Source organism: Plantibacter sp. (assembly GCF_059073635.1).
In genome coordinates, this window is record NZ_JCACOF010000010.1 from 709448 (window position 1) to 732066 (window position 22619).

The 22619-nt window shown below is 69.4% G+C and carries 22 protein-coding genes and 3 pseudogenes; 16 read left to right on the top strand and 9 right to left on the bottom strand.

Annotated features, from left to right (window positions below; genetic code table 11):
- Positions 1-134 precede the first annotated feature (134 nt).
- The 3 genes from AC5JOC_RS15490 to AC5JOC_RS15500 are packed head-to-tail and all read left to right on the top strand — an operon-like array spanning position 135 to position 2222.
- Positions 135-779, top strand: coding sequence for a SipW-dependent-type signal peptide-containing protein (locus AC5JOC_RS15490; RefSeq protein WP_137243736.1), 645 nt, complete (start codon positions 135-137; stop codon positions 777-779).
- A 20-nt stretch (positions 780-799) separates the two neighbouring features.
- Positions 800-1447, top strand: a complete 648-nt coding sequence (locus AC5JOC_RS15495) for a SipW-dependent-type signal peptide-containing protein (RefSeq protein WP_124769920.1) — start codon at positions 800-802, stop codon at positions 1445-1447.
- A 10-nt stretch (positions 1448-1457) separates the two neighbouring features.
- The gene (locus tag AC5JOC_RS15500; RefSeq protein WP_494246753.1) at positions 1458-2222 is read left to right on the top strand and encodes a signal peptidase I; all 765 of its coding nucleotides are present in this window, start codon (positions 1458-1460) and stop codon (positions 2220-2222) included.
- A gap of 994 nt (positions 2223-3216) precedes the next feature.
- Here the strand turns inward: AC5JOC_RS15500 and AC5JOC_RS15505 are convergent.
- Positions 3217-4357, bottom strand: a pseudogene (locus tag AC5JOC_RS15505) (LacI family DNA-binding transcriptional regulator).
- Between the two features lie 221 nt (positions 4358-4578).
- Between AC5JOC_RS15505 and AC5JOC_RS15510 the strand changes: the two are divergent.
- From AC5JOC_RS15510 to AC5JOC_RS15535, 6 genes and pseudogenes are all read left to right on the top strand, one after another.
- Positions 4579-5520 carry a carbohydrate ABC transporter permease gene (locus AC5JOC_RS15510; protein ID WP_079706839.1) on the top strand — a complete coding sequence of 314 codons (942 nt, stop codon included), beginning with the start codon at positions 4579-4581 and terminating at the stop codon, positions 5518-5520.
- Complete coding sequence (locus tag AC5JOC_RS15515; protein ID WP_085512504.1) at positions 5513-6442, top strand: carbohydrate ABC transporter permease; 930 nt, start codon at positions 5513-5515, stop codon at positions 6440-6442. The genes AC5JOC_RS15510 and AC5JOC_RS15515 overlap by 8 nt, the downstream gene beginning before the upstream one ends.
- A 116-nt stretch (positions 6443-6558) precedes the next feature.
- Positions 6559-7887 (top strand): ABC transporter substrate-binding protein, encoded by a 1329-nt coding sequence (locus AC5JOC_RS15520; RefSeq protein WP_494246754.1) that lies wholly within the window; start codon positions 6559-6561, stop codon positions 7885-7887.
- A gap of 38 nt (positions 7888-7925) precedes the next feature.
- Positions 7926-8882: an ABC transporter substrate-binding protein gene (locus tag AC5JOC_RS15525; RefSeq protein WP_494246755.1), complete on the top strand. Its 957-nt coding sequence runs from the start codon at positions 7926-7928 to the stop codon at positions 8880-8882.
- An 8-nt stretch (positions 8883-8890) separates the two neighbouring features.
- Positions 8891-9256, top strand: coding sequence for a hypothetical protein (locus AC5JOC_RS15530; RefSeq protein WP_494246756.1), 366 nt, complete (start codon positions 8891-8893; stop codon positions 9254-9256).
- Between the two features lie 176 nt (positions 9257-9432).
- Positions 9433-11269: pseudogene (locus AC5JOC_RS15535) on the top strand (glycoside hydrolase family 2 protein); the annotation flags it as partial.
- Between the two features lie 179 nt (positions 11270-11448).
- Here the strand turns inward: AC5JOC_RS15535 and AC5JOC_RS15540 are convergent.
- Positions 11449-12318 (bottom strand): CPBP family intramembrane glutamic endopeptidase, encoded by an 870-nt coding sequence (locus AC5JOC_RS15540; protein WP_494246757.1) that lies wholly within the window; start codon positions 12316-12318, stop codon positions 11449-11451.
- Positions 12315-12749 (bottom strand): hypothetical protein, encoded by a 435-nt coding sequence (locus AC5JOC_RS15545; RefSeq protein WP_159879719.1) that lies wholly within the window; start codon positions 12747-12749, stop codon positions 12315-12317. The genes AC5JOC_RS15540 and AC5JOC_RS15545 overlap by 4 nt, the downstream gene beginning before the upstream one ends.
- Positions 12750-12986: 237 nt before the next feature.
- Here AC5JOC_RS15545 and AC5JOC_RS15550 point away from each other — a divergent pair, with 237 nt between their 5' ends.
- Positions 12987-13166 carry a hypothetical protein gene (locus AC5JOC_RS15550; RefSeq protein ID WP_064296076.1) on the top strand — a complete coding sequence of 60 codons (180 nt, stop codon included), beginning with the start codon at positions 12987-12989 and terminating at the stop codon, positions 13164-13166.
- Here the strand turns inward: AC5JOC_RS15550 and AC5JOC_RS15555 are convergent.
- From AC5JOC_RS15555 to AC5JOC_RS15575, 5 genes are all read right to left on the bottom strand, one after another.
- A complete protein-coding gene (locus tag AC5JOC_RS15555) occupies positions 13123-13791 on the bottom strand; it encodes a hypothetical protein (protein ID WP_494246758.1) in 669 nt (222 codons plus the stop codon). The genes AC5JOC_RS15550 and AC5JOC_RS15555 overlap by 44 nt on opposite strands.
- Before the next feature lie 403 nt (positions 13792-14194).
- Positions 14195-14515, bottom strand: coding sequence for a hypothetical protein (locus AC5JOC_RS15560; protein WP_494246759.1), 321 nt, complete (start codon positions 14513-14515; stop codon positions 14195-14197).
- Positions 14509-15441: a DUF4012 domain-containing protein gene (locus tag AC5JOC_RS15565; RefSeq protein ID WP_494246760.1), complete on the bottom strand. Its 933-nt coding sequence runs from the start codon at positions 15439-15441 to the stop codon at positions 14509-14511. The genes AC5JOC_RS15560 and AC5JOC_RS15565 overlap by 7 nt, the downstream gene beginning before the upstream one ends.
- A 34-nt stretch (positions 15442-15475) precedes the next feature.
- Positions 15476-15706 (bottom strand): hypothetical protein, encoded by a 231-nt coding sequence (locus AC5JOC_RS15570; RefSeq protein WP_494246762.1) that lies wholly within the window; start codon positions 15704-15706, stop codon positions 15476-15478.
- A gap of 165 nt (positions 15707-15871) precedes the next feature.
- Positions 15872-16621, bottom strand: a complete 750-nt coding sequence (locus tag AC5JOC_RS15575; protein WP_494246763.1) for a CPBP family intramembrane glutamic endopeptidase — start codon at positions 16619-16621, stop codon at positions 15872-15874.
- A 286-nt stretch (positions 16622-16907) separates the two neighbouring features.
- Here AC5JOC_RS15575 and AC5JOC_RS15580 point away from each other — a divergent pair, with 286 nt between their 5' ends.
- A complete protein-coding gene (locus AC5JOC_RS15580; RefSeq protein ID WP_494246764.1) occupies positions 16908-17135 on the top strand; it encodes a hypothetical protein in 228 nt (75 codons plus the stop codon).
- Here AC5JOC_RS15580 and AC5JOC_RS15585 read toward each other — a convergent pair.
- A complete protein-coding gene (locus AC5JOC_RS15585) occupies positions 17056-17244 on the bottom strand; it encodes a hypothetical protein (RefSeq protein ID WP_494246910.1) in 189 nt (62 codons plus the stop codon). The genes AC5JOC_RS15580 and AC5JOC_RS15585 overlap by 80 nt on opposite strands.
- A gap of 11 nt (positions 17245-17255) precedes the next feature.
- Between AC5JOC_RS15585 and AC5JOC_RS15590 the strand changes: the two genes are divergently transcribed.
- The 5 genes and pseudogenes from AC5JOC_RS15590 (at position 17256) to AC5JOC_RS15610 (ending at position 22618) form a co-directional block, all read left to right on the top strand.
- On the top strand, positions 17256-18098 hold the full coding sequence (locus AC5JOC_RS15590) for a tyrosine-protein kinase domain-containing protein (protein ID WP_494246765.1): 843 nt from the start codon (positions 17256-17258) through the stop codon (positions 18096-18098).
- A 76-nt stretch (positions 18099-18174) separates the two neighbouring features.
- Positions 18175-18495: pseudogene (locus tag AC5JOC_RS15595) on the top strand (arsenate-mycothiol transferase ArsC); the annotation flags it as partial.
- Positions 18496-18866: 371 nt separating this feature from the next.
- Positions 18867-19442: a hypothetical protein gene (locus AC5JOC_RS15600; RefSeq protein WP_494246766.1), complete on the top strand. Its 576-nt coding sequence runs from the start codon at positions 18867-18869 to the stop codon at positions 19440-19442.
- Between the two features lie 672 nt (positions 19443-20114).
- A complete protein-coding gene (locus AC5JOC_RS15605) occupies positions 20115-21500 on the top strand; it encodes a sugar transferase (RefSeq protein ID WP_494246767.1) in 1386 nt (461 codons plus the stop codon).
- On the top strand, positions 21500-22618 hold the full coding sequence (locus AC5JOC_RS15610; RefSeq protein ID WP_494246768.1) for a glycosyltransferase: 1119 nt from the start codon (positions 21500-21502) through the stop codon (positions 22616-22618). The genes AC5JOC_RS15605 and AC5JOC_RS15610 overlap by 1 nt, the downstream gene beginning before the upstream one ends.
- Position 22619: the final 1 nt, after the last annotated feature.

Here is a 22619-nt window from a genome sequence, read left to right on the forward strand (position 1 = left end):
ACCCCACTACTGGTTACAACCGTCAGCCTGCTGCCTATCGTCCTGAGGGTGTCGTGAGACGCGCGGAGGCCGTCTCCGCACGCCCGACACCTGTGGTGACGCGAGCCGTCACCGGCGGACTCCAGGGGGCTTCCATGACCATCGACACCAGCACCGAGGCCTCAGCGGCCACCGGCACCGACGCGCCCGTCCGCGGCCAGCGCAGCAAGCGGGCGAAGGCGATCCTCGCCGGCGGCCTGGTGCTCGGCGTCGGTGCGGCCATCACGCTCGCTGCCTGGAACGACTCCGAGTTCGCGACCGGGATCTTCGCCGGTGGTGGGTTCGGCATCGAGGGCAGCACGGACGGCACCGCGTTCACCGAGCACCCGACCGAGGCTGCGGCCGCCCCGCTCACCTTCGCGGTGGAGGCCGACAACCTGGCACCCGAGGAGCCTGTCTACGCCGGCTTCGCCGTCCAGCTGACCGCCGCGTCGACGTACGCCGGCACGGTCGACATCACCGCCACGAGCGGAGCCGCCATCGCCTCCTCGCTCAGCTACTCCGTCGTGGAGACCACCACCTTCGGCTGCGACGCCGCGAGCTTCGCCGCCGGCGACCCGCTCGTGACGGATGCCGCCACGACGTCGAGCACGGCCGCGGACATCTTCACGCTCGGTGCCGTCACCACGCCGGTGTTCCTCTGCTTCGAGGTCACCCCGGCGGCGAGCCTCCCGCAGTCGTCGCCGAGCGGCACCGTCGTCTGGGAGTTCGCGGCCGAGTCCACCACCCCGCTGCCGTAACCCGCGGCGGGACGGCGATCATGGGACGGCACACCCCGGCGGCGGGGAGACACCACCGCACCGATGAACGACGGAGCACGTCGCGCTACACGAAGGCCAGAGCGGCCCTCGCGGCAGCGCTCGTGCTGGGCGTCGGGACCTCGCTCACCCTCGCGGCCTGGAGCGACGACGAGTTCGGAACGGCGACCTTCGCGGCGAGCACCTTCGCCGTGGAGTCGCAGACCTCGTCGTCGACCTGGGCGGCGCACGAGGCGGCGAACCCGGCCACGCTGGTGTTCAACGCCACCGCCATGTCGCCAGGGCTCTCCCAGTTCGCCTACATCGACATCCGCACGACCGCTGCGACGAACATCGGCGGGACGGCGGCGCTGTCGGCAGTCTCGGCGGCGACGGGCACCCTCCTGCCGCAGCTCGAGTACCGCGTGGTCACGACGGCGGCGGGCACGGCGTGCAACGCCGCCGCGTTCACCTCGGCGACCGTCCCCGCGTACACCGCGTCGCTCTCGACGGGCACGGCTCCGCCGACCGCGACCGGCGCGCTCACCGCGGCGGGCAACTCCACCGTGCGCTTCTGCTTCGACGTGCGGGTGAAGGCCGGCACCGCCTCCAGCTTCCAGGGCGGGACGGCGTCGGCGACGTGGCAGATCACCAGCACCTCCAGTTCCTGATCGGAGCACCGTGACCCGACCCTCCACGGAAGCGATCGACGCCACCGAGCGGCAGCACCCCCGCCGCTCGGTGGCGTCGATCGTCGGCAGCACCCTGCTGAACCTCGCCGCCGTCGGCGGGGTGGTCTGCATCGTGCTCGTCATCCTCGCGACCTGCTTCAACATCACCCTCATCATGTTCAAGACCGGTTCCATGAGCCCGACGATCCCCACCGGCTCACTCGCGCTCGTCCGCGAGATCCCCGCGTCCGACATCACGGTCGGCGATGTGGTGACGGTGGATCGCGCTGGTCAGCTGCCGGTCACCCACCGCGTCACCTCGGTGACCGCCGGTGTCGACACCGCAGGACCACAGCGGACGATCACCATGCAGGGCGACGCGAACCTGTCGGAGGACCCCGAGCCGTACACCGTCTCGACGGTCCGCATCGTGCTCGCCTCGGTGCCCGGGCTCGCGTACCTCGTCGTGTGGCTGTCCAACCCGTGGGTCCTGGCCGGACTGACGCTCAGCTGTTCGGCCCTCGTCATGTGGGCGTTCTGGCCGCGCTCCGACCGCAAGCGCCCGCCAGGTGGCTCGGGAGGGACCGGCGGAGACGGTCGTGCTGCTTCCCGACACCGATCCTCCACGGCCGGCACCGAAGGCGACCGGACCACGACCGGCCCGCCACGCCGCGCTCCGCTGCTCACCGGTCGCCCTCCTCCTCGGAGCCGGCCTCGCGATCGGCGGCGCCGCTCCCGCGCACGCCGAGCCGATGGTCGACGTCATCGCCGGTGAGGCGGTCGTCCTCACCTCGATCGGCGACCCGTCGGCCATGCGGTCCCTCACCCCGGGTCGGTCGACGCCTTGGGAGGTGGGCATCAGCACCAAGCCCGAAGCCACACCGGGCTCCATCGACGTGTCCATGGTCGGCTCCGGCTCGTCGGAGCTCGGGCTCGTCATGGTGGTCGACGCCTGCTCCGTCCGCTGGACCGCGGCCGGCTGCGTCGGCACCGTCACCCACCTGTTCGACGAGATGGCGGTGCCCGTCGACGGCGTGGAGCGCGCGGTCCTCTCGATGCGCAGCTCGGAGGCGTGGTGGCTGAAGTTCGACGTCCGGATGCCGTCCGGTGCAGCCGTGGTGGACGCCTCGGTCGCCCTCACGGTCACGGCCGAGGGCATCGGCGACGACGTGTCGGTCTCGCCCGGCCCGATCACCACGCTCCCCCGCACCGGCGCGAGCATCGAGTTCGCCGTGTGGGCGGCTGCGGGCGCGATCCTGATCGGTCTCGTCGGCGCGTGGTTCGGCGCGCTGCGTCAGCACTCGCGCTCGGCGAGGGGCACTGACGATCCTGCGCGGCCGATGATGCGACAGCGGGGTCGAGGACGGCGGCCGTGTCCTCCCGTGGCACCGCCGGACCGCCGCGACGGTGCATCGCCGTCGCGATGGGACGCCTCCTCGCGCACCCCGCACCGGCGCCGGTCGACGCGGCATGGGCCGATCCCGAATCTCGGGACGGGCAGCTTCACCGCGGCCACGTCGTGCCGGCGCCGACGTTCTCGAGTTGCACCTTCAATCCGAACTGCCGTCGGGCTGCGTCGCCTCGTACACCAGTCGTCTACACGGATCCCGGCCGGGTACACGATCACACTACGCCTACTCGGCGAACGCATCGGCTTCGACCCGCCGAACTCGGTCATCGACACCGACCTCGACGACGTGGCACCACGACGGTCACCTCGACATTCAGCCTCGGACTGCTCGGCGGCGTCTACCTCGGCGTCCAACGTACTACATCGGAGCCCGATCGTCACCGATGCCGTGCCACGAGCTGGACGTCGCCGTGGACCGGGTCGTGCAGGCGGCACCTCGAACGCGCTCGGAACGAACGGCGACGTGCGCGGTCGTCGCCGTAGCGAGTCGCGCCGCGTCACCCGGCCGAGGACTCCCGCACGATCGAGTTCGAAGCCCGGCGCGCACCCGCCGCCCCGGCCCGACGTGCCCGGCCACGCGTTCGACCAGCATCGCGACGGCCTCGCGGGCGATGGCCTCCTTGTCGGGCGCGACCGTCGTCAGTGACCGCATCGCGTACCGGCCGTCCTCGATGTCGTCGAAGCCGACCACCGCCAGGTCGCGCGGGATGTCGACACCGCGATCCCACGCGGCACGCATCGCGCCCAGCGCCATGAGGTCGTTGAAGCAGAACACGCCGTCGGGAGGATCGCCGGCGTCGAGCATGCGCACCCATGACCGCCGCTCCGCTCGCGCGATCGTATTCCCCTTCGGCCATATACCGGTTCGGGTCGAGTCCGGCCTCGTGCATCGCCCTCGTGAACCCGTCCACGCGCTGCTTCGCGGTGCCCGTGGAATGGGCCTGCCGACCGATGGCGCCGATGCGCGTGCATCCCCGTTCGATCAGGTGCCTGGTCGCCATGTAGGCCGCCTCGGTCCCGTCGATGGCGACGTGGTCCGCGCTCGCGCCGTAGTCGCGCTCGCCGAGCAGGACGATCGGCTGGGTCGCGGCGGCTGCTTCGACGTCGGCGGCCGTGAGGTTGAGCGCGTTGAGCAGCACGCCGTCGAAGGTCGAGGACACCGCTCCCCCGGTGAGCACGGCGCGCTCGCGTTCCGGGTCGCCGTTCGTCTGGTCGACGACGAGGGTGAGCGAGCGCTTCGTGAGTTCGGGGATGAGGCAGCGGGCGAGGTCGGAGAAGTACGGAACGTCGAGCTCGGGGACGACGAGGGCGATGAGTCCGCTGCGGTTGTTCCGGAGTCCTCTCGCGTGCGGATTGGGCCGATAGCCGAGCTCGTCGATGACCGCCTGCACGCGCTTGCGGGTCTCGGCACCGACCCGTCCCGGCAGGTTCACGACGTCCGACACCGTGCGCTGGGAGACGCCGGCCGCCTGCGCGACATCCCGTGCGGTCACTGCCATCCGTGCCTCCCCGTCGGTCGCGCGCGCTCCACCGTGCGTCGGTACTGACGCAAGCGTACCGACTCCACGACCGCCGGATACCAACGGAAACCGATTTCCAAATCCGTCTTGTGCTACGTAGCACAAGCGGTTAGCGTGTCTCCCTGTCAGCACGGTCGCAGCGAGTCGAAGGAGATGCGCAGCATGTTCGAGAGCCCACCACCCATCACCCGAGCCGCCACATGAGCGCGCTCAACGAGCTGCGCGCGCTGCGGACGCCGAAGGGGGCGATCAAGCATCGCGACGCCTCCGAGTTCCGCGACAACCGCGCGGCGCTCCTCTTCCTCGGCCCCTGGATCATCGGCTTCCTCGTCATCACGCTCGGGCCGGTCCTCGTCTCGCTCTACCTGTCGTTCACCGACTACAACCTCCTCCAGAACCCGAACTTCACCGGGCTGGAGAATGCGCAGCGGATGGTCGAGGACCCCCGCCTGCACCAGTCCCTCGGGGTGACGATCACCTACGTCCTGGTCTCGGTGCCGTTGCAGCTCATGGTCGCCCTGGCGATCGCGGTCCTCCTGGACCGCGGCCTGCGCGGACTCTCGTTCTACCGGTCGGTGCTGTACCTGCCGTCACTGCTCGGCGGCAGCGTCGCGATCGCCGTCCTCTGGCGCCTCGTCTTCGGTTCGAGCGGCCTCGTCAACGCCCTGCTCGCCGTCTTCGGTATCCAGGGCCCCGGTTGGATCTCGGAACCCGACACCGCGCTGTCGACGCTGATCATCCTGCACGTGTGGACGTTCGGTGCTCCGATGGTGATCTTCCTCGCCGGGCTCCGCCAGATCCCGCGGCAGTACTACGAGGCGGCGTCGACGGACGGTGCCGGCCGGTGGACGCAGTTCCGGTCGATCACGCTGCCGCTGCTCAGCCCGATCATCTTCTTCAACCTCGTGCTCGGCATCATCGGCGCGTTCCAGTCGTTCACGCAGGCCTACGTGGTGTCGAACGGATCGGGCGGGCCGTCCGACTCGACGCTGTTCATCACGCTCTACCTGTACCAGAAGGGCTTCGGCAGCTTCCAGATGGGGTACGCGTCGGCGATCGCGTGGCTCCTGCTCATCATCATCGCCGCCGCCACGGCCATCAACTTCTGGGCCTCGAAGTATTGGGTGTTCTACGATGACTGACCTCAAGACCCGCCCCTCGTCCGAGGACGGCCTCTCGCCCGATGCGGCCGCCCGTCGCGAGCGGGGCGACGCTCAGCGCGCCAAGCTCCTGCGCCGACAGCGGATCTCGAGCATCGGCAAGCACGCGCTGCTGATCCTGCTCGGGCTGCTGATGCTGTACCCCGTGCTGTGGATGGTGGTGTCGTCACTCCGCCCGAACGGGTACATCTTCGACAACCCGGGCCTCGTGCTCGACACCTTCGAGGCGTCGAACTACACGAACGGCTGGAACGCTCTGGCGCAGCCGTTCGGCAGCTACCTGGCGAACTCGGCGATCGTGGTCGTCGGCTCGATCATCGGCAACCTGCTCACCTGCTCACTCGCCGCGTACGGCTTCGCCCGGCTGCGGTTCCGGTTCAAGCGCTTCGCCTTCGCGGCGATGCTGCTCACGATGATGCTGCCGATCCACGTGCTGATCATCCCGCAGTACGTCATCTTCGCCCAGCTCGACTGGATCAACACCTACCTGCCGCTCATCGTGCCGAAGTTCCTCGCGACGGACGCGTTCTTCATCTTCCTCATGGTGCAGTTCATCCGCGGCATCCCCCGGGAGCTCGACGAGGCGGCGCGCATCGACGGAGCCGGGCACCTGCGGATCTTCGTGCAGATCATGCTCCCGCTCATGACCCCGGCCCTCGCGACGACGGCGATCTTCACCTTCATCTGGACGTGGAACGACTTCTTCGGCCAGCTGATCTTCGTGACCGACCCCGACAAGTACACGTCGTCGGTCGCCCTCCGCTCGTTCGTCGACACCCAGTCGCAATCGGACTACGGCGCCCTCTTCGCCATGAGCGTCGTCACCCTGCTGCCGGTGTTCCTCGCCTTCCTGTTCGGTCAGCGGTTCCTCCTGCGAGGCATCGCGACCACCGGAGGCAAGTAGCCCCCGAGCTGCACTTGGTCCCCTGAGCCTGTCGAACCGGCCCTGAGCCACAACCCGGTCCCTGAGCTTGTCGAAGGGCCATCCTCATCCCGTTCCATCCCTCCCGAAGGAGAACCATGCGACGCCACCCACGCCCCCGGTCCCGCATCCTCGGCTTCACGGCCGCCACCGCCGTCTCCGCGCTCGCCCTCACCGGCTGTGCCGTGGGCGGCGGGAACGGCGACGCGTCCCTCAGCGACGAGGACGTCACCATCTCGTTCGCGTGGTGGGGAGCGAGTGCGCGCGATGAGCGCACGCGCGCTGCGATCGACCTCTTCGAGGAGCAGTACCCGAACATCACGGTGAAGCCCCAGTCCACCGAGTGGGGTGGGTATTGGGACAAGCTCGCCACGACCGCCGCCGGCGGCAACGCACCCGACGTGATGCAGTTCGACCAGACGCACCTCTCCTCCTACGCGCAGCGCGGAGCACTCGCCGACGTCGACGAGTACGCCGACGTCCTCGACACCTCGGAGTTCCCGGAGCCGCTCCTCGATCAGGGCAGGGTCGACGGCAAGCTGCACGGCGTCCCGGCCGGCGTGGGGTCGACGGGCGTCCTCGTGAACACGAGCGTCCTCGCGCAGTACGGCGTCGACCTCCCCGATCCGACGACGTGGACGTGGGACGACCTCACGGCGACGGCACTCGCCGTGACGGAGGCATCCGGTGGCGCGGTGCACGGCATCACCCCCTTCGGCGGGGACATGCCGACGCTCACCCTGTGGGCCAGGCAGCACGGCAACGACGTCTACGACACCGAGGGCGAGCTCATCCTCGAGGAGTCGGTCCTCACCGACTACTGGGACTACGCGCTCGCGCAGATCGACAGCGGTGCCGCACCGACGGCATCGCAACTGGCTGAGCAGGCCGGTTCCGCGCTCGACCTGTCCGACATCGCGACGGGGAAGACCGCGTTCACCTTCGCACCGTCGGCGCTCGTCACCGCGTACCAGGCCGCCGCGCCCGACAGCGCCTTCGACCTCGTCCCCATCCCGGCGGATGCGGACGCGACGGACGGCTACATGTACGTCCGCCCGTCCATGTACTGGACGGTCTCGTCGCAGTCCGAGCACCCTGCTGAGGCGGCGCTGCTCATCGACTTCCTGACCTCGGAGCCGGCGGTCGCCAAGCTGTTCGGCACGGAGCGCGGCATGCCGGCCACACCCACCTTCCAGGAGGCGGTCGCGCCGGACCTCACGCCCGGCGATCAGATCGTCGCCGATGCGATCGAGTCCGCGACCGCACTGTCGGGCGACGCACCCGGCATCACGCCGGTCGGTGCCGAGGACGCGGAGTCCATGCTCGCCCGGTACAACCAGGACGTCCAGTTCGGCAGGAAGACCACGGCCGAGGCCGCGAAGGCCTACATCGACGAACTCCGCACGGCGATCACCGCCGCGAGCTGAGCCCCTCCCACCCCATCCACCCCATGCAAAGGAGCATCATGCAACGCCAACCACGATCCCGGTCCCGCCTCCTCGGCTTCGCAGCCGCAACCGCCATCTCGGCGCTCGCCCTCAGCGGCTGCGCCGTCGGCGGTGGGAACGGCGACGCCGCGCTCAGCGACGAGGACGTCACCATCACCTTCAACTGGTGGGGTGCCACGGCCCGCGACGAGCGCACCCGCGCGGCCATCGACCTCTTCGAGAAGAAGTACCCGAACATCACCGTGAAGGGTCAGTCCACCGAGTGGGGCGGCTACTGGGACAAGCTCGCCACCACGGTCGCCGGCGGAGACGCCCCCGACGTCATGCAGTTCGACCAGCTCTACCTCGCCTCGTACGCCCAGCGCGGTGCCCTCGCCGACCTCGGTGCTCTCGACGAGTTCCTCGACACCTCCGACCTCAGCGCCGAGGTGCTCGACCAGGGCAAGGTGAAGGACGAGCTGTACGGCGTGCCGATCGGCGTCGGCACCGTCGGCCTCATGGTCAACCGGTCCATCTTCGAGCAGTACGGGATCCAGCTGCCCGACGCGACGACCTGGACCTGGGACGAGCTCAACGAGGTCGCCCTGCAGGTGACCGAGGCCTCGGGCGGTGCCGTCCACGGGATGTCCCCCTTCGGCGGCGACATGCCGACCCTCACCCTGTGGGCCCGGCAGCACGGCAACGACATCTACGACAAGGACGGCAAGGTCATCCTGAAGCCCGAGGTCGTGGAGAGCTACTGGCAGTACGCGCTCGACCAGATCGAGAGCGGCGCGGCCCCGAGCGCCTCGCAGCTGGCCGAGGGCAACGGTGTGGCGATCGACCTCATGGACATGAGTACGGGCAAGGTCGCGATGACCTTCCAGCCGTCGTCGGTGCTCACCGCCTTCCAGGCCGCTGCACCCGACCACCAGCTCGACCTGCTGCCGTTCCCGGCGAGCGAAGGACTCGTCCGCAGGGATTCCAGTACCTGAAGCCGTCGATGTACTGGTCGGTCTCGTCGAAGTCCGAGCACCCCGCTGAGGCGGCGTTGCTGGTGGACTTCCTCACGACGGACACCGAGGTCGCGAAGCTGTTCGGCACCGAGCGCGGCATGCCCGCGAACCCGGACTTCCAGAAGGCGATCGACCCCGACCTGACGCCGACGGACCGCATCGTGGCCGGCGTGGTCGACGCCGCGCGCGAGGAGTCCGGCACCCCGCCGGCGATCACGCCCGTCGGTGGTGGCGACAGCGAGAAGATCCTCGGCCGCTACAACCAGGACGTCCAGTTCGGCAAGACGACGCCCAAGGAGGCCGCCGAAGCCTTCGTCGCCGAGCTGACGAAGGCCGTCGACGACGCCCGGTAGCAACTCCCCCGCCCTTCGACAGGCTCACGCCCCCTCGGTCCCTGAGCCCACTCCCGGTCCCTGAGCCTGTCGAAGGGCCTAACCGCCCTCGGTCTCTGAGCCCCACCCCCGGTCCCTGAGCCTGTCGAAGGGCCCGACGACACCTCCACCCATCACGACGCATCGGAACGACACCCATGACGCACCCTCTCCTCTTCCCCGCCCCGCTGCCGAGCGGCCGCGCCGACTCCACGCCGCAGCCGCGCCCGGAGTACCCCCGGCCGCAGCTCGTCCGTGACGGCTGGGTCAATCTCAACGGCCTGTGGGAGTTCGAGATCGACGCTGGCGACAGCGGGCTCGAGCGCGGGCTCCTCGGCCGCGAACTGACCGACCGCATCCTCGTCCCGTTCGCGCCGGAGTCGGCCGCGTCGGGCGTGGAGCACACCGACTTCATGGAGGCCGTCTGGTACCGCACGCGGTTCACGGTGCCGGCCGGCTGGCAGGGGAAGCACGGCGTGCTGCACTTCGGTGCCGTCGACCACGACACGACCGTGTGGGTCGACGGGGTCGAGGCGATGCGGCATCGGGGTGGCTTCACGCCGATCCGCGTGCCGCTCGGCGCGGTCGAGCCGGGCCAGGAACTGGAGATCGTGGTGCGCGCCCGCGACACCCGTCACGAGCCGAAGGCCGGTGGGAAGCAGGCGACCTGGTACGGCAACACCGACTGCTACTACACCCGCACGACGGGGATCTGGCAGACGGTCTGGGTGGAGGCCGTCGACGAGCTGCACCTGCGGCGGTTCACCGTGGTCCCCGATGCGGACGCCGCGCGCTTCGACTGCACGCTCATCCCCAGTCGCAACGCCGCCGGTGCGACCGCGACGGTGACCCTGTCCGCCGACGGTGTCGTCGTCGCGAGCGAGACCGCGCAGCTCGGCTCGACGATGTCGCCGTCGGTGCGGCTCGAGGTCCCGGCGGACCAGCAGCGGCTCTGGAGTCCCGCCGACCCGTTCCTCTATACCCTCGACATCGAGATCCGCGATGGTGCGGGCGACGTCACCGACCGCGTCTCGAGCTACGCCGGGCTGCGCAGTGTCGCGATCGACGGCACCGCGGTGCTGATCAACGGCGAGCACGTCTTCCAGCGGCTCGTGCTCGACCAGGGGTACTGGCCGTCCTCGCTCATGACCGCGCCGGACGACGACGCGCTCGTGGCCGACATCACGCTCGGGATGGACGCCGGATTCAACGGTGCGCGGCTCCACCAGAAGGTGTTCGAGGAGCGGTACCTCTATCACGCGGACCGGCTCGGGTACCTGGTGTGGGGCGAGTTCGGCGACTGGGGCGTGTCGGGTGCGGGCACGGTCGGTCACAACCAGGGTCCGACGGCGTCGTTCATCACGCAGTGGGTCGAGGCGTTGGAGCGCGACGTCAACCATCCGTCGATCATCGGCTGGTGCCCGTTGAACGAGACGCACCAGACCCTGCACGACCGCGTGACCGTCCTCGACGACGTCACGCGCGGCATGTTCCTCGCGACGAAGCTCGATCGACCCGAGTCGCCCGGTGATCGACGCCTCGGGCTACGCGCACCGGGTGCGGGAGACGGACGTGTGGGACGCGCACTCCTACGAGCAGGACCCGGCGGCGTTCGCCGTCGAGCAGGGCGGGATCGCGGACGGTGAGCCGTTCACGAACCTCGAGGACGGACGCACCATCTCCTTGCCGTACGAGGGGCAGCCGTTCTTCGTGTCGGAGTTCGGCGGCATCTGGTGGAACGCGGAGCTCGCCGCCGCAGACACCGGCGGTGACTCCTGGGGCTATGGTGCGCGGGTGGCGTCGGTCGAGGAGTTCCACGAGCGCTTCGCGGGGCTCGTCCGGGTGCTGACCGACGACGAGAACATGTTCGGCTACTGCTACACGCAGCTCACCGACACGTTCCAGGAGCAGAACGGCATCTACGACTTCGATCGCAAGCCGAAGTTCGACCTGGCCCGCGTGCGCGCGGTCCTCGCGGCCGACGCCGCCTACGAGCGCCGCGTCCGCCCCGCCGCGCTCCTGACCCCTCGGTCCCCGCCGGTCCCTGAGCCTCCGCCGGTCCCTGAGCCTCCGCCGGTCCCTGAGCCTCCGCGGCTCCCTGAGCCCCCGCCGGTCCCTGAGCCTGTCGAAGGGCCCACGGGCTCCCCGCTTCGCCCAGGGACCGGCGCCCGGGTTCAGCTGCCGCTGCGTGCCAGCGTCAGCAGCACCGTGAAGGTGTTGAACCACACGTGCGTCCAGATGCCCGGTCCGAGGCGTCGGGTCGTCGCGGCGTAGACACCGTTCACCGTGCCGAGCACGAGGATGGTGAGTCCGAGCGTCACCATGGTGACCGGGCTGCCCCAGCCCTCATAGAGGTGGACGATGGCGAAGATCAGTGCGCTCGCTCCCACCGAGACGATGGCCGCTGTGCGACGTCGGGCGGTCGAGGGCGTCGCCGCACCTCGGCGCACGCCGTTCGTCGTCCGTCCGCGGAGGATCGTGTTCCGGAACCCGCGGAGCAGGAGCCCGCGGAAGAGCGCTTCCTCGCAGAACGGCGCGACGATCGCGGTGACGAACACGGTGTTCACCAGTACCCAGACGAGCTCTGGCGACGGCGGGGCGATGTTCGACTTGGGTGTCTCGCCGGTGAGGGCGATGACGAACTGGCCGATCATGCCGCCGATCAGCTGGATGCCGACGGCGGAACCGAGCCCGATGAACACGTCGAACCAGCGGAAGCGGAGTCCGAAGTCCTTCGCCCAGGACCCGCTTCCCCAGGTGCGGCAGACGATCGCGAGGGCGACGAGGATGCCGCCGTCGAAGATGATCCACATGATCATCGTGCCGACCTCGCCGGACAGGACGCCGAAGGTCCGCGCGAGTTCGACGACGACGAGGAGCGCGATGATCGCGACGAAGGTCACCAGCGCGGTCGGGGTACCCCACCGGGTGTCAGGCGAGGGGGCGTAGGGCAGGCGCGCCTCGGCGCGGCGGGCTTCGGCCCGTTCCTGGCGCGAGCCCGGGCGCGGGGCGGTCTCCGCCGGTGCAGCGGAGTGGTCGCTCATCGCTTGTTCGCGGCGAAGTACTCGCGTGCTGCCGGCACGTACATCTGGACGATCGCGACGATGGTCACGATGACGAAGATGAAGGAGAGCGGGTTGAGGGCGATCAGCCCGGTGATCGAGCCGAGGACGGAGAGGATGCCGACCACGGTGAGGACGATCCGAGCCCAGTTGCGACCCCGGAGCATGAAGAAGGCGAACAGCACGTGGAGTGCGCCGACGATGAACGCGCCGACGGCGGTCGAGATCAGGAGCACGCTCGAGGAGAGCACGCCTCCCGAGGCCGACTGTTCGGCTGCGGCCTCGGCGACGGTTCCGGCCGACATCGCGGCGGTGACGCCGGAGATGACGGAGAGGACGGCGGAGACGACCCACAGCCAGAAGGAGATGACGATCGGCGTGGGGGCGGTCTTGGTACCAGCGGTCGTGGCCATGATGCTCGTTTCGGTCGTGGAGGATCCGACGACCGGACCCAGGCTGCTGGAACTGTATTGCCGCACCACCTGTCCCCCGGAAGGGAGGTATGTCCCGGCCTATCCGTTTTCCGCAAGATAGCCTCGGTCCCTGAGCCCTCCTCCCGGTCCCTGAGCCTGTCGAAGGGCCCAGAACCGCCGCCCGCGCACCCTGTCAAGCCTGCTCACGCGCGCTCGCGTACCTCTTAACCTGTCCCCATGACGAACGACACGAACGACACCGACCAGAACAGCAGCGAGGGAACGCCGAAGCCGGGCGGCCTGGGCGAGAACCAGACCATCCCCAACAGCGAGGACGGCCTCGCGGTCGGTCACGACCCCGACGCCTCGAACTTCAACCAGGAGGAGGACCCCGACCACCCGAGCGACGACGCGTAGGGTTCGGGAACGACGAAACGGCGGCCGGTGCAGAAGCACCGGCCGCCGTTTCGTGTGCGGCGTGAGCCGCGGTGTGACTAGGCCGCGAGCGAAGCGCGCTGGCGACGAACCATGACGAGGACCGCGATGAGCGCTGCGCCGAGGGCGACTGCGCCGGCTGCACCCCAGACGACGAACGCCGGAGCGCCGAAGCCGGTGTCAGCGAGGTCGTTGTCGTTGCCGCCCGAGCCGCCCGAGCCAGCAGCGGTGACCGTGAGGGTCGCGTTGCACGGTGACGAGCCGAGGTGAGGCCGGTGGCCGTGACCGTGTACGTGCCGGTCGCGTTGCTCGGGAGCGTCACGTTGAGGTTGACGGCGCCCGTGCCGGAAGCCGTCTTCTGGAGCGACTTCGTGTCGACCGCGGCGAGGGTGGCGCCCGAGGCGTTCTCACCGGTCAGCGTGAACGAGACCGTCTCGCCGGGCTGGAAGGATCCGGCGGTGAAGGCGACCGTGCTGGTGCCGCCCGGCGTGATCGTGCCACTGACCGTGACGGATCCGTCGGGAGCGTAGAAGGCGTTGGCTGCGACAGGCGCGATGAACAGGCCCGCGAGGACCAGCGCGAAGATCGCGGTGATTTTCTTGATCATGAGTGTCCCCTTGAAGGCTGTTGCAGGTGTGCTGGTGCGATGACAGTGCTGTAGCCGACCGCCTTGACGCTGTCGTCGTCGCGGCGGAAGTAGATCGTGCCTCCCCGACACCCCCCGAAAACGGGTCAAGAGCGACAACAGTCCTTACTGTAGAGCAAATTCACAGTTAATGGACGCCTGTTGTGTTTCAGAGAGATGAACTTTCGGCGTAGCCACGACTTCCGGGCGTTCCTGATGCGTCATACGCCGTCACACCGAGGTCGACGGTCGTGCTCTCGCCAGGCGCGAGTTCGATCGCGAACTGCGTGATCGGGAACTCACCGTCGGTCGCCGGCTGCGATGGGAGCACTGACCCCATCGCGCTCGACGCCGCCCGGCATGGACCCGGGGGGCGCATAGACGATCACCCGGAACCGGAAGCTGCCCTTGGGTCACGCCGTACTGGCCCTGGCCCGGTGATGTAGTCGTTGAGCGTCGTCGCCGCGTCAGCAGGTGCGGTGTTCGTCAGGGTCAATCGCAGGCCGAGGAGTCTCCCGTCGGAGCCGCACTGCGCCGTCCCGACAGCCGTCTGCACGTCGAGGTAGTAGCCCATCTTGCTGCCGGTGGCGTCGTTGATGTACACGCCGAACGCGTTGGGAGCCTGGGCCGCGGTCGGCAGCAGGTCTGTCAGCGTCGTCCCGTCCAGCAGGGCCTGTTCCGTCTCGGCCGCATTCCAGATCAACACCCGTCGTTCCGAACCGGCTTTCGCAAGCGCACCGATGAACGCGGTCGGATCGAAGTTCCCGGAGGCGATCCGGTCGAAGACCGCACCCGACGCCGCAGCGAAGAACGCGTCCTGATCGGGACCGGCCGGGTACCGGATGTACACCTCGTTGAGCAGCAGCGGCAGCTGCGTTCGCCGAGGTCAGCTCGTCGCCGGTCGCGAGCGGCGATCGGGCCGGTCGCGTCGAGCAGGTAGCCGAGGGCGACCGGGTCGATGCTGAGCACACCGTCGACCCGGGTTCCGAACCGCTCGAGCCACATCTCGGAGGCCAGCTGGGCCGATTCCTGGAACCGGGGCGTCAGCGTGACGTTCTGCATGACCATCGACCGGTGATGTTCCCGTAGATGCCGGCCGTGTCGCTCGGCGAGCGGCAACACCGGCTCCGGGAACCGCGGGAAGTCGGCGGTGGACGCCTGCTGCAGCAACGAGATCCGTCCGCCGTCGGTGCCGATGAGCGCGAGCGCGCCCGGGTTGCCGCCACTCGCGCGCGGCTCGGCGGGGTTCTGGAACATCACGAGGTAGGTGCGCGGCCCGTCGGCACCGAGCATGGCCGGCATCAGGTCGATCGCGCGTCTCGCCGCGTCCACCGTGTCGGCGGTCTCGGTGAGGACGGGCCGCAACTGGTCGACCGCGCCGCGGACCTGGCTGATGAGCGGGCCTTCGTCGATCGTCCGCACTCGCTTGGCGGCACCTTCCAGAGCGTCATCAGCCTTGCGCACGTCCTCCTGTGCGTCGACGATCGGCTGCAGCGGCACCGCGCCGTCGACGGGCTTGAACAGTTCCGGGCGCAGCGACCCTGCGAGGTTCACGAGCGGCGTGATGGCGCCGACCGCGACGTCTTCGGTCGCCCCGGCCAGCTCGCGGACGGCGGTGAGGTTCGGTCCCACCCACGGGACGATCTCGGCGGCTCGCCAGATCGGATCACTCGTGAGGCCGGCGGCCGATCGCGCATGCGCAGCCAGCTCGCGTGCGGTCTTGCCGGCCGCAACCGGGATCGTCGGCGACGACCTGCTCGCGAACCGTCTGCGCCAACGGGACCGCCGCCTCGAGCTCGCCCTTGGCGAGGAAGGCGCGCACGCCGATCCAAGCCACGGCGGCGACGATGACGAGGACGAGACCACCGACGATGAGCAGCGTCCTGCGACGGCGCACCTTCAGGCGTTCGTCACGCGCGCCCTCCCGACGACGGGCCCGCGAACTGGCGCTCGATCTCCGGCGGGCACCGTCAGTGCGGCTCGAGCCCTCGGACCGTCGGGCGGCGGGGCGACCGCCGGAAGATGAACGACGGTCGTCGGATGGGGACGGCATGGGCGCTATTCAATCACGACGCCTGTTCCACCGGTCACGGCGGTCACACCGAGCACGAGGACGCGAGGCGTTGAAGACGATGTGCGTCACGATGGCCGGACCGAGACGCCCGGTGAGCACTGCGGCGGTGCCGGTTCCGAGCCCGACGAGGAACGTCCCGACACCGGTGACGAGTGCTTCCGACGGCCCGCTGGCGACCACGAGGTGGAGCGACGCGAACAGCGCTGCCGAGATCACGACGGCGATCCAAGCGGCCCGGCCGGGCAGACTGCCGCGCACCGATCGCAACAGCAGTCCTCGGAAGAACAGCTCCTCCACGACGGGGGCGATCACCGTGGCCGCAAGCACGGCGACGATGAACGAGATCACGATGAGCGCACTCCCGGTCGGCGCTCCGCCGCCGGCCGTCGCCGGCAATGAGCCGTAGACGACCACCTCGAGGACACTGACGACGATGCGGAGGAGGAGCCCCGCGGCCAGCCCCCAGAGCAGGTCGATCGGTCGGAAGGCGAGGCCGAGCACGGGCGCGCTTCCGCGAGGCGACGAGACGGCGAACCGGGCGAGCAGCACCGCACCGAGGAGCGGGACCCACACGAGCAGGTAGCCGCCGAGGGCGTCGAACGGCTGCGGGAGCTGCACGCCGGCTCGCATGGTCGCGGCCAGGAGCGCCGCGGCCGCGAGCCCGATGAGCGCGATGGTCAGCCGCGTCCTGGCGCGTCGCGTGTCCGTGCTCGAAGGGGTTCCCAGGTCGTCCGTCACGGTCGCAAAGCTACGCCACGCGTCGACTCGCTCGATCACGACGCTCGGGAACAGCTGACGGTTTGTGGCACCATGGCTCACAACCCCCTCTTCGGGGCCGCCTCCGATCCGAGGTGCCATGCTCTCCCCTCTGACTGATCGGATGCCACCGCGTGGAGCTTCGTGACTATCTCCGTGTCCTTCGCAAGTACTGGGTGCTGATCGTCGCGCTCGCGCTCGCTCGGGGTCGCGACTGGCGGCGACCTACTCGCTCGTCAAGACGCCCGAGTACAGCTCGTCGGCCAAGGTGTTCGTCTCGACGCAGTCCAGCGACAACGTGCAGGAACTGGCCCAGGGCAACGCCTTCACACAGCAGCGGGTGAAGACCTACGCCGACCTCGTCAGCACCCCGATCGTGCTGCTCCCGGTCGATCGGCACCGCTGCGAACTCAACATCACGGCGGGCGCAGCTCGCCACAGCAGGTCACCGCTTCCGCGCCGCTCGACACGACGCTCATCGAGATCACGGCGATGAGCCCCGACCCTGTGCTCGCCGCTGAGATCGCGAACACCACCGCGGAGAGCCTCACGGCTGTGGTGTCGAAGATCGAGACCCCGGAGGACGGCGCGTCCAGCCCGGTCAAGCTCACCCTGCGTGCAGCAGGCCGACGTCCCGAACGCCCCGGTGAGCCCGAACGTCCCCCTCAACATCGCTCTCGGCCTCCTCGTCGGCCTCGCGATCGGTGTCGGGTTCGCCGTGCTGAAGGAGACGCTCGACACTCGCATCCGCAACGAGCGCGACGTCGAGGGCGTCACGGACATCCCGCTCATGGGCGGCATCGCCTGGGATCCGAAGGCGAAGCAGCGTCCGCTCATCGTGCAGGCCGACCCGAAGAGCCCGCGCGCCGAGTCGTTCCGCAGCCTCCGGACGAACCTGCAGTTCCTCGACGTGACCGACCAGCCACGCAGCTACGTCATCACGTCGTCCATCCAGAGCGAGGGCAAGAGCACGACGGCGGCGAACCTGGCGATCGCGCTGTCGGACGCCGGCCACAAGGTCGTCCTGATCGACGCGGACCTCCGCCGCCCCAAGCTCGCGAACTACTTCGACATCGAGGGCGCGGTCGGCCTCAGCGACGTCCTCATCCGTCGCGCCACCCTCGACGACACGATGCAGCAGTGGGGACGCGGCCTGCTGCAGATCCTCCCCGCCGGTGCCGTGCCGCCGAACCCGAGCGAGCTGCTCGGTTCCGTCGACGATGCAGAAGCTGATCCGCGGCCTCGAGCAGCAGTTCGACTACGTCCTCATCGACGCACCGCCGCTCCTGCCGGTCACCGACGGTGCACTCCTCGCCCGTCACACCGGTGGAGCGCTCGTCGTCGTCGCAGCCGGCCGCACCCACAAGAACCAGCTGAAGGGTGCGCTCGAATCGCTGGCGCATGTGAACGCCTCGGTCGCCGGACTCGTCATGACCATGGTGCCGACCAAGGGCCCTGACGCCTACGGGTACGCCCGCTACGGCTACGGGGCCGGGTACGGCTACGCCGAGGATGTGAAGAAGTGACCGGTTCCTCTGGAACCCACGACTCGGCCGTTCTCGGTCCTCTTCGTCTGCACGGGGAACATCTGCCGCTCGGCGCTCGGTGCGCAGATCCTCACCGCGCGGCTCGCGGCCGCCGGCGTCACCGCGGGTGGCCGGCCGATCGCCGTGTCGAGCGCGGGGACGGGCGTCGGCCAGGGCCTCGAGATGCCTCACGAGGTCGTCGAGCAGTCGCGCCGGTTCGGCGGATCACCGGAGGGCCACGTCCCCACACCGCTCGACCGCGACCTCGTGGCCGATGCCGACTTGATCCTGACGGCGACCCGCGAGCACCGCAGCGTCGTGGCACGGCTCCTCCCCCGAGCCTCGCGCGTCACGTTCACCGTGCCGCAGTTCGCGAGGCTCGTCGCGGAGGCTCCTCGTCGTCTCCGACCCGTGGACGCTCGTCGACGAGGTCGCCGCGCAGCGTGGCTCCGTTCCGCCGCCGGAGGACCCGGAGGACGACGACATCGAAGACCCCTACCGCCGGAGCGCGGCCACCTACGCGCGCGTTGGCGACCAGATCCACGACCACGTCTCCGTCATCGCGGATCGACTCGCTCAGGCGGGCGACCGAGCGTGACACCTCGAAGCAGAGCAGGTCGACGTATCGCGCGGGCGATCGCAAGGAGACGTTCCGGGATCGACTCGGCTCCAAACGCCGGACGCTTGGCGACTCATCGGACTTGGCGCTCTTCCTCGTCGCCGACGTCGTCCTCGTCGGGCTCGCGCTCACGGCCAACGGCCGCAGCTCTGACGACGCCGACGCAGCGCCCGATTCCGACGTTCGGTGGTACACCGTCGGCCACCGCCTCACCGGAGGTCGACCGAGGAGCCCGCTGCCGCCGAGCCGACCGACCGCTTCATCGCTGCCGGGAAGCGCCACGGTCCTCTGGCGCGCGACGCAAGGCACCTGCGAGGCTCCCGCCGTCGTCGAGCGCAGCGAGGACGCGGGCGTCACCTGGGCGGCGATCCCGACCGCCCAGGCGTTCGACCTCCGCGTCGTCTACGCCCTCACGGCGACGAGCGAGGACGAGGTGCAACTCGTCGGTTCAGCCGGGCCGGAGTGCACGGTCGGCGGATACTCGTCGGCCGACGCCGGCGACACGTGGGACGTCCACGCCCGAGTTGCTCTCGACCGTCGCGTACCAGACACCGGTCGCGCCGGACGGCTCGAGCGCCGTCGTCATGGCGGGCCAGCCGGTCGCGGCACGCGTGCCCGGCCATCGAGGCGCTCGCGGCAGATGAAACCCGCACGGTGACGGCCTGCTCCGCAGTCCTCGCCGAGTGGGATGCGTCGAACGGCTCATGGACGGCGATTCCGTTCGCCGGCATCCATGCCGTGGAGCTGCAGCCGGAACAGATCCTGTTCGCCGCCCGTGGAGTCACCGGTTGCGCGGGCCTCGGGGTCCTCCGCGTGCCCGGCACGACGCTGACCGCCACGTCCGCGCCGGAGAGTGTCGGGTGTGTCGCGGAGGCCGATCTCACCGCACCGGCCGCGCTCACCTCGGCCGAGGGGGTCAGTTGGCTCTGGGTGGGCGACACGCTCTTCAGCTCACCCGACGGCGGCGTCTCGTGGGGAGCAGTTCCAGTCCTGAGGTCGCTGGCCCGACGTCTGGTGCGCAGTAGGGTTTTCCCTACATTTGTCGCGATTGCGGCCCAAATGGGTCACAACCGCCAAAAAGGGGACAGATGTCGGCCATCTCCGACCGCTAGTGTCAACAACACCGATACAGTCGCGTATCGAACCGCCGCCGTTCGCCCCTCGTCATCAGTAGTAATTACGTGTTCCACCACGGAGACCGCATGTTGTCGCAGCCTTCCGTGCCGCTGCCAACGACGCCCGCGAGCACTGCCCCCGCCCCACCTGCCCGTCGTCGTGCGCGACTGGCGGCGTGTGTACGCGAACCGTCTCGCGCTTGACGGATGCGCTGGTGCTGATCTGGGTGGTCTTCGGGACGCAACTGGTCTGGTTCGACTTCGACCAGGAGACGACGAACGTCGGATTCTCCAATCGAATGTCCGTCGCGGTGAACTACACGATCATCTCGCTCGTCCTGATCGGCGCGTGGATGGTCACCCTCCGCGTGTTCGGCACCCGAGAGGCTCGCATCGTCGGCAACGGCAACGCCGAGTACAAGCTCATCGCCGACGCGAGCATCCGACTGTTCGGTCTCGTCGCGATCGTCGCCTTCCTCTTCAAGCTCGACCTCGCCCGCGGGTACTTCCTCCTCGCGTTCCCGCTCGGCATCCTCGTGCTCCTCCTGTCGCGCTGGATGTGGCGGCAGTGGCTGTCGGTGCAGCGCGCGCGGGGCAAGTACTCCTCGCTGGTGCTCCTCGTCGGGTCGGCCGACTCCGCGGAGCACATCGCCGCCGAGCTGGGTCGCTCGACGGACTCCGGTTACCGCGTCGTCGGCGCCTGCGTTCCGACGGGCAAGGTCGGCGGCACGCTCGGGTCGACGACGATCCCGGTCTCCGGCACCGTCGACACCGTGCTGCAGGCACTCGAAGCGACCGGTGCGGACACGGTCATCATCACGAGTTCCGACGAGCTCACGCCGGTACGGGTCCGGCAGCTCAGCTGGAGTCTCGAGCCGGGCCGTCAGCACCTCATCGTCGCGCCGAGCCTCACCGACATCGGTGGCCCCCGCATCCACACCCGCCCGGTGGCCGGCCTGCCACTCATCCACGTGGAGACCCCGCGTTACGAGGGCCGGAAGCGGTTCTCGAAGCGGTTCTTCGACATCCTCGGTTCCGGTGCGATCCTGCTCGTCGCCTCGCCGATCCTCCTTGTCGTCGCTCTCCTCGTGAAGTTCACCAGCCCCGGACCGGTGCTGTACCGCCAGGAGCGGGTCGGGCTCAACGGCGAGCCGTTCAACATGCTCAAGTTCCGCTCGATGCGGGTGAACGCCGACGCTGAACTCGCCGCGCTGCTCGCCCAGCAGGGCACGAGCGACCGCCCGCTGTTCAAGGTGCAGAACGACCCGCGCCTGACCCGCGTCGGCGCCACCCTGCGGAAGTTCTCGCTCGACGAGTTCCCCCAGCTCATCAACGTCTTCCGCGGCGACATGAGCCTGGTCGGCCCGCGCCCGCAGCGTGAGGGCGAGGTCGCACTCTACGACTCCGCGGCCAAGCGCCGCCTCATCGTGCAGCCCGGCATGACGGGCCTCTGGCAGGTCAGCGGTCGCTCGGCGCTCAGCTGGGAGGACGCGATCCGGCTGGACCTGTACTACGTCGAGAACTGGTCGCTCATGGGCGACGTCGTCATCCTCTGGCGGACGATCCGGGCCGTCGTCGCTCCGGGTAAGGAAGCCCACTGATGGCGGGGCTCATCATCCACGAGTGGATCGAGCGGCACGGCGGCTCCGAGAACGTCGTCGATGCGATGGCCGCCGCCTATCCCGACGCCGACATCCACTGCCTGTGGAGCAACGCGCCCGACCGCTTCCCCGGCCACACCGTGAGCGAATCCTGGATCGCCCGCACACCCCTGCGGAAGAGCAAAGCGGCCGCGCTGCCGTTCATGCCGACCACCTGGGCCAGGACCGACGTCTCCGCCGCCGACTTCGTCCTCATCAGCTCGCACGCGTTCGCGCATCACGCCGGCGGACGACAGCCTGCCGACGGACCGCAGCGGTTCGTGTACGTCCACACGCCTGCCCGATACCTCTGGGCCCCCGAGCTGGACGTCCGTGGCGGGAACCTCGCTGCCCGCGCACTCGCCCCCGCACTCCGTCGAGTCGACCGCAAGCGCGCGCAGGACGGCGCGACGTTCGCCGCCAACAGCGACTACATCCGCCAGCGGATGGAACGCTCGTGGGGCGTCGAGGCCGAGGTCATCCATCCGCCGGTCCGCGTCGAGTACCTCCAGAGCGTGCCGTCCTGGGCTGACCGCCTGAGCGCCGAGGACGCCTACCTGTTCTCGACGCTGCCGTCCGAGTACATCCTCGGCGCCTCCCGCTTCGTCGACTACAAACGACTCGACGTCGCCATCCGCGCCGGCGAACTCGCCGGGCTGCCGGTCGTGCTCGCGGGCGCTGGACCGCAGCACGCCGAGTTGCAAGCACTCGCAGACGCCGCGACGGTGCCGGTCATCATCATGACGAGGCCGAGCGACGAGCTGCTCTTCGCGCTCTACCAGGCGGCGTCGCTCCTGGTGTTCGCGGCCGTCGAGGACTTCGGCATCATGCCCGTCGAGGCGATGGCACTCGGTACGCCCGCGCTCGTGTTGTCCGAAGGTGGCGCGTCCGAGAGCGTGCTCGCCATCGACGGCGGTGTCGTCGTCGATGCGCTCGACGACGCGACGCTGCGCGAGGCGGTCGAGCGCGCCCTCCTCGTCGACATGGCACCGGCTCAGGAGCGCGTCAACGCACTGTTCGGCTCCGCTGCCTTCGCCACCAAGCTCACCGGACTGGGTCGGTCATTCCGCCCGCACTGAC

Bases quoted from the DNA above. Each gene is read 5' to 3' on its own strand.
- AC5JOC_RS15490 (WP_137243736.1), top strand. From the start codon at position 135: ATGACCATCGACACCAGCACCGAGGCCTCAGCGGCCACCGGCACCGAC.
- AC5JOC_RS15495 (WP_124769920.1), top strand. From the start codon at position 800: ATGGGACGGCACACCCCGGCGGCGGGGAGACACCACCGCACCGATGAA.
- AC5JOC_RS15510 (WP_079706839.1), top strand. From the start codon at position 4,579: ATGAGCGCGCTCAACGAGCTGCGCGCGCTGCGGACGCCGAAGGGGGCG.
- AC5JOC_RS15515 (WP_085512504.1), top strand. From the start codon at position 5,513: ATGACTGACCTCAAGACCCGCCCCTCGTCCGAGGACGGCCTCTCGCCC.
- AC5JOC_RS15520 (WP_494246754.1), top strand. From the start codon at position 6,559: ATGCGACGCCACCCACGCCCCCGGTCCCGCATCCTCGGCTTCACGGCC.
- AC5JOC_RS15525 (WP_494246755.1), top strand. From the start codon at position 7,926: ATGCAACGCCAACCACGATCCCGGTCCCGCCTCCTCGGCTTCGCAGCC.
- AC5JOC_RS15530 (WP_494246756.1), top strand. From the start codon at position 8,891: ATGTACTGGTCGGTCTCGTCGAAGTCCGAGCACCCCGCTGAGGCGGCG.
- AC5JOC_RS15540 (WP_494246757.1), bottom strand. From the start codon at position 12,318: ATGAGCGACCACTCCGCTGCACCGGCGGAGACCGCCCCGCGCCCGGGC.
- AC5JOC_RS15545 (WP_159879719.1), bottom strand. From the start codon at position 12,749: ATGGCCACGACCGCTGGTACCAAGACCGCCCCCACGCCGATCGTCATC.
- AC5JOC_RS15550 (WP_064296076.1), top strand. From the start codon at position 12,987: ATGACGAACGACACGAACGACACCGACCAGAACAGCAGCGAGGGAACG.
- AC5JOC_RS15555 (WP_494246758.1), bottom strand. From the start codon at position 13,791: ATGATCAAGAAAATCACCGCGATCTTCGCGCTGGTCCTCGCGGGCCTG.
- AC5JOC_RS15610 (WP_494246768.1), top strand. From the start codon at position 21,500: ATGGCGGGGCTCATCATCCACGAGTGGATCGAGCGGCACGGCGGCTCC.